Annotated in this window: 13 protein-coding genes; 10 read left to right on the top strand and 3 right to left on the bottom strand. The window is 59.3% G+C overall.

Annotation, left to right across the window (positions count from 1 at the left end):
• Positions 1-19 precede the first annotated feature (19 nt).
• From NLN62_RS36070 to NLN62_RS36050, 5 genes are all read left to right on the top strand, one after another.
• Positions 20-505, top strand: a complete 486-nt coding sequence (locus tag NLN62_RS36070) for a hypothetical protein (protein ID WP_027527599.1) — start codon at positions 20-22, stop codon at positions 503-505.
• A 39-nt stretch (positions 506-544) separates the two neighbouring features.
• Entirely contained in the window at positions 545-997 is a 453-nt protein-coding gene (locus NLN62_RS36065; protein WP_027527600.1) for a YidH family protein, read from the top strand.
• Positions 998-1,057: 60 nt separating this feature from the next.
• Positions 1,058-2,602: an arylsulfatase gene (locus NLN62_RS36060; RefSeq protein WP_027527601.1), complete on the top strand. Its 1,545-nt coding sequence runs from the start codon at positions 1,058-1,060 to the stop codon at positions 2,600-2,602.
• 265 nt (positions 2,603-2,867) lie between these two features.
• A complete protein-coding gene (locus NLN62_RS36055; protein WP_254111960.1) occupies positions 2,868-4,124 on the top strand; it encodes a bifunctional 2-polyprenyl-6-hydroxyphenol methylase/3-demethylubiquinol 3-O-methyltransferase UbiG in 1,257 nt (418 codons plus the stop codon).
• 97 nt (positions 4,125-4,221) lie between these two features.
• Positions 4,222-5,499: a complex I NDUFA9 subunit family protein gene (locus NLN62_RS36050; protein WP_254111959.1), complete on the top strand. Its 1,278-nt coding sequence runs from the start codon at positions 4,222-4,224 to the stop codon at positions 5,497-5,499.
• A 704-nt stretch (positions 5,500-6,203) separates the two neighbouring features.
• Here NLN62_RS36050 and NLN62_RS36045 read toward each other — a convergent pair.
• Positions 6,204-6,821 carry an HlyD family secretion protein gene (locus tag NLN62_RS36045; RefSeq protein WP_254111958.1) on the bottom strand — a complete coding sequence of 206 codons (618 nt, stop codon included), beginning with the start codon at positions 6,819-6,821 and terminating at the stop codon, positions 6,204-6,206.
• 110 nt (positions 6,822-6,931) lie between these two features.
• On the opposite strand from NLN62_RS36045, the gene NLN62_RS36040 reads away from it, so the two are divergent.
• Positions 6,932-7,075 (top strand): hypothetical protein, encoded by a 144-nt coding sequence (locus NLN62_RS36040; protein WP_254111957.1) that lies wholly within the window; start codon positions 6,932-6,934, stop codon positions 7,073-7,075.
• Positions 7,076-7,089: 14 nt separating this feature from the next.
• On the opposite strand, the gene NLN62_RS36035 is transcribed toward NLN62_RS36040, so the two are convergent.
• Both NLN62_RS36035 and NLN62_RS36030 read right to left on the bottom strand, forming a co-directional pair.
• A complete protein-coding gene (locus NLN62_RS36035) occupies positions 7,090-7,359 on the bottom strand; it encodes a hypothetical protein (RefSeq protein WP_254111956.1) in 270 nt (89 codons plus the stop codon).
• Positions 7,356-7,724: a DUF3302 domain-containing protein gene (locus tag NLN62_RS36030; RefSeq protein ID WP_254111955.1), complete on the bottom strand. Its 369-nt coding sequence runs from the start codon at positions 7,722-7,724 to the stop codon at positions 7,356-7,358. The genes NLN62_RS36035 and NLN62_RS36030 overlap by 4 nt, the downstream gene beginning before the upstream one ends.
• Positions 7,725-8,267: 543 nt before the next feature.
• On the opposite strand from NLN62_RS36030, the gene NLN62_RS36025 reads away from it, so the two are divergent.
• The 4 genes from NLN62_RS36025 to NLN62_RS36010 all read left to right on the top strand — a co-directional run bounded on the left by NLN62_RS36025 (position 8,268) and on the right by NLN62_RS36010 (position 13,549).
• Positions 8,268-9,950, top strand: a complete 1,683-nt coding sequence (locus NLN62_RS36025) for a SulP family inorganic anion transporter (protein ID WP_256576021.1) — start codon at positions 8,268-8,270, stop codon at positions 9,948-9,950.
• 55 nt (positions 9,951-10,005) lie between these two features.
• Positions 10,006-10,491, top strand: a complete 486-nt coding sequence (locus NLN62_RS36020; RefSeq protein WP_254111954.1) for a hypothetical protein — start codon at positions 10,006-10,008, stop codon at positions 10,489-10,491.
• Between the two features lie 606 nt (positions 10,492-11,097).
• A complete protein-coding gene (locus tag NLN62_RS36015) occupies positions 11,098-12,084 on the top strand; it encodes a helix-turn-helix domain-containing protein (RefSeq protein WP_254111953.1) in 987 nt (328 codons plus the stop codon).
• A 523-nt stretch (positions 12,085-12,607) separates the two neighbouring features.
• The gene (locus NLN62_RS36010; RefSeq protein ID WP_254111952.1) at positions 12,608-13,549 is read left to right on the top strand and encodes a helix-turn-helix domain-containing protein; all 942 of its coding nucleotides are present in this window, start codon (positions 12,608-12,610) and stop codon (positions 13,547-13,549) included.
• The last annotated feature ends 125 nt before the right edge of the window (positions 13,550-13,674 follow it).

The raw sequence follows: 13,674 nt of genomic DNA, 5'->3' as shown, positions 1-13,674 counted from the left end.
GGCAGTGTGAGTGCAGGCGATGACCGCTGCCGATCACGAGGAACTGGGGCTGCTGGCCAAAGCGGTGATCGTGGTTGCCGTCGTGCTATTCGTCTCGGGCGTGTTGTGGCATGGCCTCACATTCAAAGCCCTTGAACAGTTTTGGCACGACCTGGTCGAGCGGCCGGACGGACCGATGCGATTTCGTTTTGTCCTGCAGCCACTGATGGCCACGATCGTCGCGATCCGCGACGGTCTTGAGGACGCTCGATCCGGTCGCTCGCCATATTTCGCAACCGTGCTGGGTGATCCGCAGCAGCGCATTGGACGGTTGCGGGAGGGAATGAACGCGACCGCCAGGATCATCGCTCTTGGGCTCGTAATGGACGTGATCTATCAGGCCATCGTGTTCAAGACGTTCTATCCGGATCAGGCCCTCGTCGTGGCGTTGGTGCTGGCGTTTGTACCTTATTTGATCATCCGCGGTGTGACTGCACGCATCTTGCGTGGTCAACCGTCCAGGTAAGTGGCGTCGCACAAACCATTGATAGAAGGATGTCGGAGCATGGCCGATACAGTCCCCACTGCCGATGCAGATCGGTTCACCGTCAAGGTGACATCTGACAGCCATTTCGGCTGGCTCCGCACCCGATTGAGCGTTGAACGAACTATGATGTCGTGGCTACGCACGGCGACTGCTTTGATCGGCTTCGGCTTCGCAATCGTTCAGTACTTCAATCATTTGCAACAGCTACCTGGGGCCCGTCCCGCGTACCTGCCGACCGCGCCGGAGTACCTGGGGCTTGGCCTGATTTCATGCGGCGTCGGCGCCCTTGTCGTCGCTATTTGGCAGTACGAGTTCACGGTTCGTTATCTGTGGAGCGGCATGTTCGAGCCGATTGCCGGAATGACAAGGGAGGGGAAGGAGGGGAAACACTCACCCGTCCTGGCGATCGCAATCGTTCTCATCTGCGTAGGCGTATTCGCCTTCTTCGCCGTACTCCTGCGTCTCACGTAGTCAGAGAAGCTCAAGTTCGCGGGTGACTGAAAAACACCAGATTAGTGAAAGGAGACGAATATGGCTAAACCAGGCAAGCCGAACATCCTTGTCATCTGGGGCGACGATATCGGCATCTCGAACCTAAGCTGCTATTCGCATGGAGTTATGGGCTACAAGACGCCCAACATCGACCGCATCGCCAAGGAAGGCATGATGTTCACCGACTCTTACGGCGAACAGTCCTGCACGGCGGGGCGCTCGTCCTTTATCACAGGACAGAGCGTCTATCGCACCGGCCTGTCCAAGGTTGGCATCCCCGGCGCGCCGATCGGAATGGAGGAGCACATCGTCACCGTCGCCGCGGCCCTCAAGAACCAGGGCTATGCGACCGGACAGTTCGGCAAGAACCATCTCGGCGACTTGAACCGCATGCTGCCGACCAACCACGGCTTCGATGAGTTCTTCGGCAATCTCTATCACCTCAACGCCGAGGAAGAGCCGGAGCTGCCCGACTACCCGAGCGAAACGGACTTCCCGAACTTCCGCAAACGATTCGGGCCGCGCGGGGTAATGCACTCCTGGGCGACCGACCGGGACGACCCGACCGAGGAGACGCGTTGGGGCAAGGTCGGCAAGCAGAAGGTGACCGACACTGGTCCGCTTACCAAGAAGCGGATGGAGACGTGCGACGATGAATTCGTGGCGGCGGCCAAGGAGTTCATGAAGAAGGCCAACGACGCAGGCAAGCCGTTTTTCGTCTGGCTCAACTTCACTCATATGCATCTCAAGACCCACCCCAAGCCCGAGAGCGTTGGACAGGCGGGACGCTGGCAGTCGCCCTACCACGACACCATGATCGATCACGACAAGAATGTTGGCCAGGCGCTCGACTATCTCGATGAGCTCGGGATCGCCGACAATACCTTCGTCATGTATTCGACCGACAACGGCCCGCATATGAACTCGTGGCCGGACGGCGCCATGACACCGTTCCGCAGCGAGAAGAACACCAACTGGGAAGGCGCGTTCCGCGTGCCGCTAGTTGCGCGCTGGCCTGGCAAGATCGCCCCGGGCCAGATCTCGAACGAGATCGTGCAGCACCACGACTGGTTCCCGACCTTCCTCGCGATGGCTGGCGATCCCGACGTCGTCGACAAGCTCAAGACCGGCTATAAGGCGATCGGCCGCACTTACAAGAACCACATCGACGGCTACAATCTCGTGCCCTACCTGACCGGTCAAGCCAAAGAGAGTCCGCGCAAGTTCTTTATGTATCTGAGCGACGACGGGGACGTGTTGGGCATGCGCTACGACAATTGGAAGGTCGTGTTCATGGAGCAGCGCTGCCATGGCACGCTGCAGGTTTGGGCGGAGCCGTTCACCCGGCTCAGGGTGCCAAAATTCTTCAATCTTCGCACCGACCCATATGAGCGCGCCGACCAGACATCCAACAGCTACTACGAATGGTTCATCGACCACATCTACATTCTGTACGGCGCACAGGCGCTCGCGGCGCAGTGGGCGGCGACCTTCAAGGACTTCCCGCCCATCCAGGCGCCCAACACCTTCACGCTCGATGAGGCGCTGAAGAAGATGCACGAAGCAGCATCCGGTATGCACTAGCGCCGATATCTTTGCGACAGGCGGCGAGCTCGGGCTCGCCGCCCACCTCACCAAGATCAGCCGAAGGCGTGGGCACAGAAACGGGGTGGAGCGGTAGGCATGCTGCGCTAACGCATGCGACAACCACGATCAGAGAAGCCGATGAATTTCGCCGGTTCTTGCGATCGGAGGCACTTCCCATATTCGGCCTGTCCGTCTTTTTAGCCGTATGCTGCGCCCCGCCTGACGCGCAGGGCCGAGCCATCGCAACAAAAGAGCGCCTCTTATGGATCTCGAAGATGTGACAAATTCGGCGGCCCCCGATCGCGCCGAGGAAGTGCGCGCGTTCTACGAGAGCCATCCGTATCCGGCGCCGCTCCGCAGCCTCGACAAGCATCGCGAGCTCTATCGGAACCCGGACCGACGGCGCGCGCTCTCTTTTCTGCTGTGGCCGACGCAAGCTCAGCGAACAAGGCGGGAAATTCTGGTCGCCGGTTGTGGGACCTCGCAGGCCGCAGCCTACGCGATGCGCGAACCCGATGCGCACGTAACAGGCATCGACATCAGCGAGGCGAGCCTCCGCCACACGCGCGACCTTCAGCGAAAATACGACCTCCGAAACCTCGATCTCCATCGACTCGCCGTCGAAGACGTTGGTGAACTGGGCCAGGCGTTCGACGAGGTCGTCTGCACGGGCGTGCTTCACCACCTGTCCGACCCCGATGTCGGCCTTCGCGCGCTGCGCGGCGTCCTTGCACTCGGCGGCGCTCTGCATGTGATGGTCTACGCGACCTACGGGCGCGCGGGAATCTATATGATGCAGGACTATTGTCGCCTGCTCGGGGTCCTCGCTACGGACGAGGAGCTGCGAAGCCTCGGCGACCTGATCGGCGCACTCTCCGACGATCACCCGATCGCTGAAGTAGCGAGGCGGGCGAAGGATTTCCGACGGGCGAACGCGCTCGCCGACGCGCTGTTGCACCCACTTGATCGCGCCTATACGGTACCGCAGCTCTACGCCTGGCTCGAGAGATGCGGGCTCAAGTTCGGGCGGTGGTACGAGCAGGCGCCCTATTTGCCGCAATGCGGGGCGATCGCGGGCATGCCGCACGCCGCGCGTCTCCTCTCGCTGCCGCCGCCGTCCCAGCACGCCGCGGTGGAACTTTTGCGCGGGACCATGATCTGGCACAACTTCATCGCCTATCGCGACGATCGAGCCGGCGAGAGCCACCCGGTTGCGTTCGATGGCGAGGCTTGGCGAGCCTACGTTCCCTTGTGCCTACCGTGGACGCTATGCATCCGTGAGCGGCTACCCGCCGGCGCCGCCGCCGTTCTGATCAATCGGGCGCATGCCTATCCCGACCTCGCACTCCCGATCAATTCGGCCGAAGCGCGCATCTTCGCCGCCATCGACGGCAAGCGCACCATAGAGGAGATACTATGGAGCGCTGCGGGATCGGATGGAACCGAGCGAGCTCGCAGGTTCATCGAGCGGCTATGGGATTACGATCAGATCGTGTTCGATACAGGCGGCTCGCGATGACATCGCGGCCAGGGAGATGGCATCGACTTGACGGCGCCCATGCCTCACTTTGGGTTGGTTGCCCGAGTTAGTGCGTCGCTGCCAGCAAGGTTGCGCTATGCTGAAACACTTGCTCAATGAAGTCATCGGTCACGTTTCCGGTCTCAGCAATACGCAACTGGAACAAATTGAGCAGTCATTGCCGGCGACCAAGGCGCTGATCGATCTTCTCGTTAAGGCTCATCCGATCATCGAACAGGCGCAAACGCTCAATGCTGAAGCGGAGCCACTGATCGATCAAGCCAGGAAAGAGTGGCAAACCGTCGGACCAGTAGTGCAAATCTTGATTGATGTGATGTCACATCATCTCAACCAAGGCCGTTCGCCGGCGGAGGCCGCCGAGGCAGTGCGCGCGACGCTCGGCGGGTCAATAAACAACGTCGTACAGGATCGCGGGATGAACCAGGGAATGAACCACGTCACCGTGTTTGGGGGGACTGGTTTTATTGGTCGTCGCGTCGTGCGCTATTTGAGCGACTCCGGCGCTACGGTACGCATAGCTTCACGGCACCCTGCGCGGGCCGTTGGCGACAACGTGGAACAGATCGTCGCCGATGCACATGACGAGCGCGCCGTGGAAGCCGCCGTTGTGGGTGCCGACGGTGTCGTCAACGCAATTAGCCTATACGTCGAGCATGGAGGCGACACATTTCATTCGGTGCACGTCGAAGCGGCCGCAAGGATCGCTAGAGTGGCGCGACGGGCCGGGACCAAACGGTTCGTGCACCTATCAGGAATAGGCGCTGCCGCCGCCTCGCCTTCACCCTATATTCGCAATCGCGGTGAAGGCGAGGCGGCCGTGCAAGCCGCATTCCCTGGCGCAGTTGTTATCCGCCCGGCGGTAATGTTCGGTGCCGACGACGCCTTTCTCACGACACTTCTTCGACTGCTTCGGACCCTGCCGGCTTATCCGCTATTCGGCGACGGCAGGACAAGGCTTCAGCCGGTGTACGTGGGCGATGTCGCCGCGGCGATCGCACAAGTCCTGCGGCAAACACAAAGGCCGTATCCCATCTACGAACTGGCCGGTCCGCGCGTTTACTCATACGAGGAATTGTTGCGGACCATTGCGCGAACCGCAGGATTGCGGCCGGTACTAGTGCGAATACCCTTTGCTCTCTGGGACGCCGTCGCCGGCTTCGCCGAGTTCCTGCCGCACCCGCCGCTCACGCGCAATCAGGTTGAGCTTATGCAGATCGACACGACGGCCTCGGAGAGCCGGCCTGGATTTGGCCAACTCGGAATTTCGCCGCGGTCGCTCGAAGAAGAACTCATAGCGATGCTCAATCGTACAAGCGAGGAAACTCAAAACGCAAAAGAGGCTCGTACCAGCTAGGGACTGAGAAGATTTCACTGCCGTATCACTCGACGGCATCAACGATGAACTGCTCGCCGTCGTAGACATTGCTCTGGTCATCCCTATCAGGAGCAGCCGGCGACAGCTGAGTGGTAATGCTTCGGGCGGCAGGCGGTAACCTGCCGCCTGCTTCACCACTCAAAGGCGTGGGCACTGAACGCGGCTTCGCTACCCCTCGACAACGCGCCAAAGCCAACTAGGGCGCCCTGCTCAATTTTTCGAGCAGAAGCTAGAAAGCAAGTGGGAGCAGCCCGTCGTAGTCTCAGTTGATTCCGCTTTGTCTGGAGCTTGAGGTCGGCCGCCACGAAAGGTCGTCGGACCAAATGTAGATCGCGATCGCCGCTAAACACAACGCGATGCCGACCCAGAAGATCGGAGAGTGATGGGTCGCTCGGAGCTGGCTTCATTCCGTCCACCTCGTCGGCACTGGCGACTCGCCGCTCAAAGAATGCGCCACATTGATAGTGCAAACCGCCTGCATCAAAGCATATCGGGCAGCGGTTGGAATGGGTTTAACTTCCGACTTGGGTCACGAGGCGTGATAATTGCGGTGAGCATTTAGGCCAGCTCCTCTGCCTCCGAAAGGAGACGTCAGCGAGACCTGCTAGGTTGTCGTGACGGGCCATAACCGGCTGTGAGCAATCGCAGCAAAAAGAATGCGCGGCTGGAGCCTCCGGAACTGATCAGAAGTTGATCGGATAGAGCCAGTTGAACCAGGAGTGCGCGCGGATCGAGATCTTACGCAGCGCGGCCCACGCGCCATGTTCACCGCTTGTGTAGATCGCTGCGCTGCCTTGCGCCCCGATGGGAAACTTGGACTGGTCGGAATCGTCCAACAGGATCTTTACAGCGTACTGCCCTTGCGGGGCATTTGCAGGCGATGGCCCGAATTTAGGAATCTCGTCGCTCGGCAAATATTGTCCCACGCCGTTGGCGCGCCAGATGCTGTGGACTTTTCCGGCGAATATCTGACCAGGATAGAGGTCAAGCGCGACCTCGACGGATTGACCTGGCTGCACGTATTTCAGATTCTCCTGGTAGAAGGTCGCCAGCAAATAACGGTCGGCTTCTGCAATCAGGGCCGCGATTCCTCCGGCGCGCCGGGTGCCGGATACCATGCCAGAGCGAACCTGCAGGTTTACGATGCGGCCATCCTCCGGAGCGGTAAGCGTCGTGTTGTCCAAGTAGTACAGCGCTTGCTGGAGTTGCGCCTCCAAATTGGCGACTGACGTGTTGACGCCATCAATTTCGGATTGATACTGGAGCCGGGCGCGCTCGAGCTCTCCCGCCATCTCGTCCATGGTTGCTTCCGCGGTGGCCGCGCGCGTCTGCCACTGTATGACGTCCTCCTCGCGTGCGCACCCTCCTGTGCAAGTTTGTCGAATAGGCCCTTCTGATAAGCGATGAAATCGTGCTCGAGTTTCGCTTTGAGCGCATTTTTGGTCGAGATTTCTACGTTGTTCCGCAACACCTTGACGTTTTGCTTGGCCGCGGCGAGCTGCGCTTCGGTCTGCCGGACCTGGTATTCGTATGGACGGCGGTCGAACTGGAATAGCGGCTGATCCTTTTTCACCAGGTATTTTCTTCGACCAGCACAGCTGTGACGGGAGTCGGATCAGGCAACCTCGGAATGAGCTGGATGGTGTGCTGAACGATCGTGGCATTCGCAGAAACGGGCGTAACGAATCGCAGGCCGATGAGGAACACCACAAAGACGGGAGCCATGATGAAGATGAAGATGACAACCCAGGTGGGGGTGAGCCGTAGTAGCTTGAGCCTGAAGAAGACCAGCCAAAACACCGTAGCTTCGGCAACGAGGACTAGAATTGCCGCGGTCATGGCGCTGCGCCCCTATCAGGGGGCTCCCTGGGTGGCGCTGGTGGGGATGGCTCCTTGCCGGCCAAGCGTGCGATCATTGCATCCGTCGCACGTCGTTCTTCCTCGGGCATGTAGCGGATGTCGATCACATCGGTGGGCTTAAGTGCCCAGATCAGCGCATAGACCCAGGGCACGACTCCCAAGAAGCCGAGCCAACCCAATGCAGTGACTGCATCTGCTTGCGGGTGATTGTGTGCGACGGCGATGCGGCCCGGAAGGCCCAGAATGATGATGATAGCGGCACGAAGAGCGATGAGAATGACCAAGATCGCTAGAAAAGTAATGTAGTCCCAGAAGCCGATGTGAAACCCCAGCAACGCTTCCATGACGACCCTCCGACGGTTTCCGCCCGATCATCACGCGCGCTAAAGCTGCGTCACTGCAGACGCGCAACGACGGGCGGCTTCCACTGCCTATCGAGCACCGTCTCGTCCGCCTAGTTGGCGCGGATGTAGAGCGAAAAGGCCGGTGACCCGGGGTCAGGCAGAACGCCATTCGTGGAGGGAGGTTTAGGCGGACGGTCCCGGATGCGCTATGCACTTTCGGCGGACCTAAACGCGTTTCACGGGTGGTGCTGCATTAATAAATTCACGGCGCAGGATTCTATCCGTGTCGCTCCGACCCATATCGGCTGCGGGTCCAACAGCGGAACTCCAAGGCGACGCGCCGCGAGTCCGTTTGGCTCTGACATGTTGGAGCAGCGCAATCTCCTGGGGTCACAATCGGTACGAGGAGGCAACCTTGTTGATCGCGACACCTGGTCGGGGCCCTCGCCTGCCGGAATCACATAGCAACGGGATCCGCCAGCAGGCAAACTATAGGCCCAACACCGGTCGAAAAAGAAGTCGATTACCAGCAGGACCAGGTCCATGCCCGCATGGTTCTTCGTGTCTCTGCAAGGCTATCGGATCGCGTGGCTGCCGCGCGACCTGATCGCGGGCCTTATGTTGGCTGCCATCGCCATTCCGGGACAGTTAGCGACCGCGCGGCTGGCGGGAATGCCGCCCGAGACTGGTCTTTACGCTTTTGCCGCCGGATCGCTTGCTTTTGCCGCCTTTGGGGCGAACCGCTTCATGTCGGTCGCCGCCGATTCTACCATTGCTCCAATTTTCGCCGGTGGGTTGGCATCCCTGACTGCCTCCGGCACTGAACGCTATTTCGAATTGGCGCCGCTACTCGCCCTGATGGTCGGCGCCATATTGCTCGCGATCGGCCTGTTCCGGGCTGGCTGGCTCGCGACGCTATTGTCCACCCCGGTGACGACAGGTTTCCTGGCGGGCATTTCCATCCACATAATCATAGGAGAGTTGCCGACGTTACTCGGTATCCCCGCGCCAGGGGGCCATATTCTCTCGCGCTTGATTCACATCCTGGGCCATCTGGGCGACGCCAATCTCTATGCGCTCGCGCTGGGGGCTGGTGTCCTGATTGTGACTCTCGGCGCCGCGAGCATCAGTTCTAAAATTCCAGGCGCGTTTTTCGGCTTGCTCGGCGCCGGGGTCGCAGTGGCGCTGTTCAACCTCCAGAGCCGAGGTGTCAGCGTCTTGGGGCCATTGTCGGTCGCGCTTCCGCACCTAGCACTTCCACCTATGCCTGACAGCAACGAAATCGGCCATCTTGTACCGCTCGCACTCGTGGTCGCCATGGTTTGCATTATGCAGACCTCGGCAGTGGCAAGCACCTTTCCATCCGAAAAAGGCAGGCCGGACGATGTCAGCCGAGATTTTGCCGGCGTCGGCGCCGGTAGCATCATGACCGGGCTGATCGGATCGTTCGCCGTCGATGCGAGTCCGCCGAGCACGGCCATTGTCGTCGAATCCGGCGGACGTTCGCAAATCGCCTCGATGACGGCTGTCGCGCTTATGATCGCGCTCGTCGTCTTAGCGGCAAGGCTGACGGCCTTTCTACCTCATGCCGCGCTCTCCGGTATTCTTGTCTATATCGCGCTCAAGATTTTCCGCCTCGGCGAGATGATCCGGATCTACCGCCAGGGCGGGTGGGAAATTCTGGTGGTCGCCGCGAGCGCCGCGCTGGTCGTAGCGCTGCCGATCGAAACCGGCATGCTGCTCGCTATTGCGCTGTCCTTCGTCAGCAGCCTTTACGCGGTTGCCCGACCCTATTGCGCGGAACTATCGCGGGTTCCAGGGAGCACGGTTTGGTGGCCGCCCGGGCGGGGCGAGCAGAGCGAGCACGAACCTGGCGTCGTCGTTTTCGCGGCTGGGGCACCGCTCACTTTCACCAACGCGCAATACATCAGCGACCAGATCATGGCCGCGCTTGCACGGTCGCCGGCACCGCCAAGGCTCTTGGTGATCGAGGCCAGCGGCATGATCGCCATCGACTATACCGGCTCGCAAATTCTGCAGCAGACTATTGCTCGGCTCAAATCCGACTCTATCGACGTCGCGATCGCCCGCTTGGCTGACGAACGAGCCACGGTCGAAGCAGAGCAGACGGGCTTGCTCGCAATCCTCGAACCTGGATGCATATTCAAATCCGTTGAAGATGCTGTCCGCCAGCTTGGTCCAAGTGCGAAAGGCGGAGCGCCTTAGGACTAATGGCTTTGCTGGAACTGATTTAGTTGCGCCGAGCCGCTCCGAGTGGGAAATGACCGACTGGCCATCGCAGTTGGCGCGAGTAGCCGTCACGTTGCTGTTCGGGCTCGTCGTCGCAGGCATCGCCTGGTACGGGATCTCTGCTGAAGAGCTGGCTCGCCTCTGGCGAAACATCATCGCGCGGCCGGGCGGCCCGATGACCTTCCGGTTCATGCTGCAGCCAACAATGGCCGCCATCGTGGCCCTGCGCGACGGCATCGGCGACGCGCGCCTCGGGCGATTGCCCTATGCCGCCACGATCATTCGCGACTCCCGGGAGCGAGGCAGTCTGCTTTGGGAAGGCATCGTATCGACCGCCAGGATCCTGATCCTCGGCGTTGTGATGGACGTCGCATATCAGTGGTTTTTTTTCGATACGTTCCATCCAGCCGAGGCCGCGGTGATCGCAATTTTTCTCGCTTTCGTTCCGTACGTTGTTCTAAGGGGCCCCATCAAGAGGGTCGCGCGCCATTGGATTGAACAGCCGCCGTCCGACTGAGCGAGCTAGCCCTCAGAGCTGACGATGGTGGTGAGTTCGGATCCCTAGACTCGCTGTCAACACTGAGCTTTTGGCGTCGCACCGGAATGTCTTTTCAGCGCACGCGCATGTCTACCGACGGCACATTGATGTGCCGTCATCCCCATCTCCCTTATCAGCTTCGGCTTCGCATGCCGCATAGCCTGAATGCGTAACACAGCAAGGGTTTCAGCGAGCGGAACTACTGCACAAGCCGAGCGCGCAGTCTTGCAAATTCGGCATCGCTGATCGCCCCTGCCTGTTTCAGCCTATTTTCGATTCCATCTGCGACGCTGAAACCAACTGCGCTCCTGAGTTCATCACGCGCATGCCGAGCTTGTTGCGCGTTACGCAGACGGACGCGCAACACGTGGGCTCCGCAGCCATTTGCCGTGTCACAATCCGTACATTGATTTAAGTCAAACAAGCCGACGTTGATCAGACGTTACGGCGCAGCTAGGATATGCCGCGAAATGAAGGTCGCCAAAATCGCATTGGGCTTTTGCGAAGCAAGGTCCTCCTGACGGTCGTCGTTTCTTTTTGGAACGAGCCCCAGTCATTGCTTTCTGTTTTCGGGAGGAGAACAGAATGGCATCCAGTAGAGTTTTCAGTCTTCACGATCCGTCAGCTTGTCGGGCGGCTTTTCCTACCGCCGATGTCGAGCTGTTTCCCTCAGCGAAGGGGAAATTCCATGCTGGCATCGCGCAAGTCGCCATGAATGCTATTTGGATCCATCGGATCCACATTTCGCTGCCTGAGATCAATACCGTTGCAGTCAAGCCTGGCCGCACCTCAATTGGCTTTCTCACCGAATGCAATTCATCATCGTTTACCAACTGCGGCCTGGAAGTTCAGCCCGGCGACATCGTAATGAACAGATCTGACGTCGTACATCAACGATCTGACGCGGACTTTCACTATGGCGCGGTGTCGCTCCCATCTGATGTTCTAGCCGCTGCCGCCGAGGCGATCGTCGGTCGTGAGTTGCCGGCAACATCTTACAACTGCATTACCCGCCCACCTTCTACATTGATGTGCCGACTGCTGAACTTGCACAAGATCATCGGGCAACTAGCTCATGACGTGCCGGACATTCTGGAGCATCCAGAAGTGACCCGAGCGCTAGAGACTGGGCTTACTCACGCCCTAGTAAGATGCCTCGCCGAAGGCCACTCCCTAGAGCAAACCGTAGTCGGCCGCCGTCACGACACCCTGGTAAGCCGGTTCGTAGAATTCCTGGAGGCAAATCCCGACCGGCCAATCTATCTATGCGAAATTTGCGCCGCCATCGGCGTCGCAGAGCGAACAATTCGCTCCTGCTGCGAAGAGCATCTCGGCATGGGGCCGATCCGCTATCTCACATTGCGTCGAATGCACCTGGTGCGGCGGGCGCTCCTGCATTCGGATCGGTCCAAGGCAACCGTCACCCAGATAGTCACCGACCATGGCTTTTGGGAGCTCGGGCGCTTCTCAGTTGCGTACCGCGCGCTGTTTGGAGAGTCTCCATCGGAGACATTGCGGCAGCCCACTCGGGGTGAGCATGGTCTTTCCCCCGCGGGATTGCTCGAGAATTGACTTGCTATCATGATCTCCAACGTCCGCGTCATTCGCATGAGTACCACCCGGCCGATCATTTTCTGGATTGCGACTTTCGCGGTTGCGACCACAATCGTCCTGTTGCTGCTGGCGCGTTAGTCGTTGCGCTCCTTCAACTTCGCTATCGGTACAAGCGGCCAAGTCGAACCAAGCGGCAACCGCCGCCGGTGATATGAGTTCCGGTGCTACTGCCATGAGGAATGCTGCTGGCATGGGCGCCTATCGTTCCTGCTGTTACAAAATGGGTATTCGGCCCTAAATGCCGGTCGTCTGCTGTGTTGAAAGATCGCCTCCCGCGGTTTTTCAATTGATCGCAGCACGACGAGATCGTCCTCCCCGTCTGCCGGACACGCATAGGCATCGGACCTGATAATTTACCTGCAATGTTCCGAAATCGCATAGTCGACAGCGACTAATCACTTGATCCTGCCATCTTCGGTGAGGTCCAGAAGCTTCAAGTGCTGGCAGGAGCTGTTCCGCCGGTTCGACGGGGCATCGCAAAATGACAGAAGGCGGCACACTCACTTTCAGTGATCCGGATGCTTACGCAGCCGCATTTGGCGACATACGTGTCAACCTCACGATAACAGGTGCCGGAGATTTCAAGGCACGACTGATACGTCTGAGCTTGAAAACACTTGAACTTTATTGGTGCTGGGAGGACCTGCCGCGTATCGCCTACATCGTCCTGCCCCCCGAACGGGTGTTTCTGTCTTTTGCAGTTGGTACGGCATCTCTCAATTGCGAGGGAATTGCTTTGCAGCACCGCGACTTCGTTTTGCACGGTCGTGAGCAACGCATGCATCAACAATCCAACGGTGCCTGCCAATGGGGGTTGATATCGTTATCGGTCGGGGAACTTGCGAGTTGCGCCAAGGCATTGACCGGACGTGAAATCCCCTTGCCGCACTCAAGCAGAATGCTCCGCCCTGCGCGCGAGGAATCATCGAGATTGCGCGGCCTTTTGAGGCAGGCCTGCCACGTTACGGAAGCAAAGAGAAAATTGATCCATCGCCCCGAGATTGCTAGAGCACTGGAGCAGGAATTGCTTCACGCCATCATCCATTGCCTGGCCGTCAACGAGGCAGACGACCATGCCAGGGCGAGACACCATCATGCCGCTGTCATGGTGCGTTTCGAAGAAGCACTAAGCAAACGTATTGATCAAAAGCTCAACATGCCTAGGCTCTGTACAGAGATCGGTGTACCCGAGCGAACGCTGCGGCTGTGCTGCGCCGAATTTCTCGGCGTAAGCCCCACACGTTACGTCACGTTGCGACGATTGAACAAAGTTCGTGCTGCGCTCCAGCGTGCCGATCCCTCGATCGTTACCGTCGCGGAGGTCGCCCGAAATCACCAATTTCTGGAGCTCGGTCGCTTTGCGGTGACGTATCGCACCACCTTTGGTGAGTCACCTTCCGTTACGCTGGAAAGCGATCGGTAAAAGTACGATCCGCCGGAACTGCATAGCGCGTCTAGAGCGTTTCGACCAACTTCTGCCGAGAAACATGATCCTGCCTGGATAGGCAAAATCGCTTGGTGGGTGGAGTTGGGCGAAGGCTGCGGCCC

This window comes from Bradyrhizobium sp. CCGUVB23 (assembly GCF_024199885.1).
Classification (GTDB): domain Bacteria; phylum Pseudomonadota; class Alphaproteobacteria; order Rhizobiales; family Xanthobacteraceae; genus Bradyrhizobium.
Note: the sequence above shows the minus strand (reverse complement) of the source record. Positions and strands in the feature narration are given on the sequence as shown.

What these genes read in the sequence shown, in the direction of transcription:
- NLN62_RS36060 (WP_027527601.1), top strand. Translation starts at nt 1,058, where the DNA reads ATGGCTAAACCAGGCAAGCCGAACATCCTTGTCATCTGGGGCGACGAT.
- NLN62_RS36065 (WP_027527600.1), top strand. Translation starts at nt 545, where the DNA reads ATGGCCGATACAGTCCCCACTGCCGATGCAGATCGGTTCACCGTCAAG.
- NLN62_RS36020 (WP_254111954.1), top strand. Translation starts at nt 10,006, where the DNA reads ATGACCGACTGGCCATCGCAGTTGGCGCGAGTAGCCGTCACGTTGCTG.
- NLN62_RS36070 (WP_027527599.1), top strand. Translation starts at nt 20, where the DNA reads ATGACCGCTGCCGATCACGAGGAACTGGGGCTGCTGGCCAAAGCGGTG.
- NLN62_RS36010 (WP_254111952.1), top strand. Translation starts at nt 12,608, where the DNA reads ATGACAGAAGGCGGCACACTCACTTTCAGTGATCCGGATGCTTACGCA.
- NLN62_RS36045 (WP_254111958.1), bottom strand. Translation starts at nt 6,821, where the DNA reads ATGGACGAGATGGCGGGAGAGCTCGAGCGCGCCCGGCTCCAGTATCAA.
- NLN62_RS36025 (WP_256576021.1), top strand. Translation starts at nt 8,268, where the DNA reads ATGCCCGCATGGTTCTTCGTGTCTCTGCAAGGCTATCGGATCGCGTGG.
- NLN62_RS36015 (WP_254111953.1), top strand. Translation starts at nt 11,098, where the DNA reads ATGGCATCCAGTAGAGTTTTCAGTCTTCACGATCCGTCAGCTTGTCGG.
- NLN62_RS36050 (WP_254111959.1), top strand. Translation starts at nt 4,222, where the DNA reads ATGCTGAAACACTTGCTCAATGAAGTCATCGGTCACGTTTCCGGTCTC.
- NLN62_RS36055 (WP_254111960.1), top strand. Translation starts at nt 2,868, where the DNA reads ATGGATCTCGAAGATGTGACAAATTCGGCGGCCCCCGATCGCGCCGAG.
- NLN62_RS36030 (WP_254111955.1), bottom strand. Translation starts at nt 7,724, where the DNA reads ATGGAAGCGTTGCTGGGGTTTCACATCGGCTTCTGGGACTACATTACT.
- NLN62_RS36035 (WP_254111956.1), bottom strand. Translation starts at nt 7,359, where the DNA reads ATGACCGCGGCAATTCTAGTCCTCGTTGCCGAAGCTACGGTGTTTTGG.